This is a genomic window from Methylophaga sp., from assembly GCF_965655755.1.
GTDB lineage: Bacteria > Pseudomonadota > Gammaproteobacteria > Nitrosococcales > Methylophagaceae > Methylophaga.
Window position 1 is genome coordinate 1 of the sequence record NZ_CBFHHW010000068.1, and the last position, 2,804, is coordinate 2,804.

At 45.4% G+C, this 2,804-nt stretch carries 3 protein-coding genes; 1 reads left to right on the forward strand and 2 read right to left on the reverse strand.

Annotated features, from left to right (window positions below):
• The first annotated feature begins 221 nt into the window (after window positions 1-221).
• The gene (locus ACTF5U_RS12335; RefSeq protein ID WP_438971932.1) at window positions 222-1,187 is read left to right on the forward strand and encodes an integron integrase; all 966 of its coding nucleotides are present in this window, start codon (window positions 222-224) and stop codon (window positions 1,185-1,187) included.
• Window positions 1,188-1,196: 9 nt separating this feature from the next.
• Here the strand turns inward: ACTF5U_RS12335 and ACTF5U_RS12340 are convergent, their stop codons facing one another.
• Together ACTF5U_RS12340 and mnmE are read right to left on the reverse strand one after the other, a co-directional pair.
• A complete protein-coding gene (locus ACTF5U_RS12340) occupies window positions 1,197-1,268 on the reverse strand; it encodes a hypothetical protein (protein ID WP_438971934.1) in 72 nt (23 codons plus the stop codon).
• Window positions 1,269-1,569: 301 nt separating this feature from the next.
• The coding region (gene mnmE, locus ACTF5U_RS12345) for a tRNA uridine-5-carboxymethylaminomethyl(34) synthesis GTPase MnmE (RefSeq protein ID WP_438971933.1) at window positions 1,570-2,804 on the reverse strand (1,235 nt) is incomplete at its 5' end.

Genomic DNA, 2,804 nt, shown 5'->3' on the forward strand with positions numbered 1-2,804 from the left:
AACAGTCTGTTAATGAGGTCTGCGACCTCATAATAATTATTAACGTGAATGAATCATAAATATAACGAACAAAATTCACAATAAATAAGATATTGAAATATATGTTTTTTTTCAGGTAATATTTTATTTGATTAATTAATCGTGAATGATTCACGATTAATTTTCTGGGATAGCCATGGTTGGCTTCGTATATCCAGAACTTCAAGGAGGAGGTCATTTCCATGTCGTCATCACCATTTCTCAATTCCATTCGTGAATTTATGCTCGTTCGGCGTTATAGCCTCAGAACCATTGACTCATACCTTTATTGGATTAAGTATTTCATAGTTTTCAATAAGAAAAAACATCCTCGAGAAATGGGGGACAATGAGGTGGAGGCATTTCTGACGCATCTCGCTGTTCATCGTAACGTGGCTGCTGCAACACAGGGGATTGCACTTAATGCAATAGTATTCCTCTACAACAAAGTATTGGAGAAACCTCTTAATCAAATCGGCGATTTCAAACGTTCATCCAGACAACGAAAGCTGCCAACTATACTGACTCGTGATGAGGTATCCGGGTTATTGTCCCAACTTCAGGGTTTACACTTATTGATGGCTTCAATTCTTTACGGCTCCGGCCTGCGACGAATGGAGCTGGTTCGGTTGAGAGTAAAGGATGTCGATCTTGATAACTTGCAAATACAAGTTTGGAATGGCAAAGGTTTCAAACATCGTCTAGTGACGCTTGCCCCAGAGTTGAAAGAAGCCATCATCAGACAAAAATCACGGGTGAAAGCCTTATTAGAAGAGGATTGCCTTCATCCTGAATATGCCGGTGTTTGGATGCCAGATGCACAGGCACGCAAATACCCTTCTGCGCCAAAAAATCTGGTGTGGCAGTTTTTGTTTCCATCCAGCCGACTAAGTTATGAGCCCGGCACACGAAACTTACGTCGTCATCATTTCGATGAAACAAATGTAAACAAGATATTACGAACAGCCAGCCAGAAAGCCGGGATTGAAAAACAAGTAGGAAGTCACACACTTCGTCATTCCTTTGCAACACACTTGCTGCAATCTGGTGCCGATATTCGTACGGTTCAACAACAGTTAGGTCACGCCGATGTAAAAACAACTGAGATTTATACGCATGTACTCAAACAGGGTGCTCAGGGGGTCAAAAGTCCATTGAGCACTTTGTAAACTTATAAGCTACTCTGGCCGCATATGCGAAAATAGCAAAACATCTCTAATAGACGGAGAGTCAGACAGCAACATTACCAATTGATCAACTCCCTCGCCCGTTGTTGGCGCTATACCGTATTCCAGTGCCTATATAAAAGGTGTCTGACCCACTTGATTCATCTTCTACTTTTTCTTTCATGTTAAAACATGCTTATGAAAAGTGTCCGTTAAATTGAGGGAAACTCAGGCTGATTGCCTTGGTGTTCGAACACTCGGACTAATTTATTTCGCTCCGATTAATAACAACGACCGCCACACAAGGCGTCAAACTTTTCTAGCAACAGCTTAATTTTGGGCGCAACAATTAGGTGGATTTGAGCGGAATGCTCAGGAAGTGATTTTATTTACCGATGCAGAAACTGGAAAAGATATGGTCGAGTAGATCTTCAGTGGTAAAGGTGCCGGTTATTTCGCCCAAGGCATTTTGTGCCTGACGAAGCTCCTCAGCCAGCAACTCGCCTGCACCTAGCCCGGCGAGGCAGTCGTAACCATTTTGAATGGCGGTTCTGGCTCTTGCCAGCGCATCAAGATGACGGCGACGGGCAATGAATACACCTTCTTCTTCAGGATGATATCCGACAGCCTTGAATAAGTGTTGTCTGAGTAAATCCATCCCATCGCCGGTTTTAGCCGATAGGAAAATCGTGTGACGATCATCTTCTACCGTTTCGCCGCTGTCATGACCGCTACGGTCAATTTTGTTGCGAATCACCGTTAAAGGTTTATCGGTAGGCATATCATTAAGGATTTTCTTATCCTGCTCAGTCATGCCCTGACTGTCATCGATAATCAAAAGAATATGATCCGCCTGAGACAACTCTTTCTGAGTGCGGCGTATGCCTTCCAGCTCAACAATATCATTGGTAGCTTCGTGCAGACCGGCCGTATCAGAAATACGTAATGGCAGACCTTCCAGATGGATTTGCTCGCGTAAGACATCACGTGTCGTCCCCGCGACATCGGTAACAATGGCCGCATCGTGACCCGCTAACTGATTATGCAGACTGGATTTACCGGCATTAGGCTGACCTGCCAGTACCACGCTAATACCTTCACGTAGCAGCCGTCCCTGCCGAGCACTGCCCGTAATGCCCTCTAATGTGGTCAGAAGATCCTGGACTTGCTTATCAACCTGCGCTTCGGCAAGAAAATCAATTTCTTCATCCGCAAAATCGATGGATGCCTCGACGTACATCCGCAGATGCGTCAGTTCTTCCAGAAAGGCATTAATACGATTAGAAAAATCACCTTGCAAAGAGCGCATCGCACTGCGTGCAGCTTGCTCGGTAGAGCTTTCGATCAGATCGGCAACGGCCTCAGCCTGCGCCAGATCCATCTTATTGTTGAGAAATGCACGCTCTGAGAACTCACCCGGACGTGCCATACGGGCGCCAAGCTCAATCGCTCTCTGACAGAGCCTGTCCATCACAAGCGGGCTGCCATGCCCCTGCAATTCAACGACATCTTCACCGGTAAAGGAAGCCGGCCCCGGAAAATACAGTGCGATACCACTATCAATGATCGTATTGTCTGCTTCGCGAAAGTGGCAAAACTGAGCGTAGCGTGGTTTGAGCA

Excerpts from the sequence above, each read along its gene's own strand:
- ACTF5U_RS12335 (WP_438971932.1), top strand. The coding sequence starts at position 222 with ATGTCGTCATCACCATTTCTCAATTCCATTCGTGAATTTATGCTCGTT.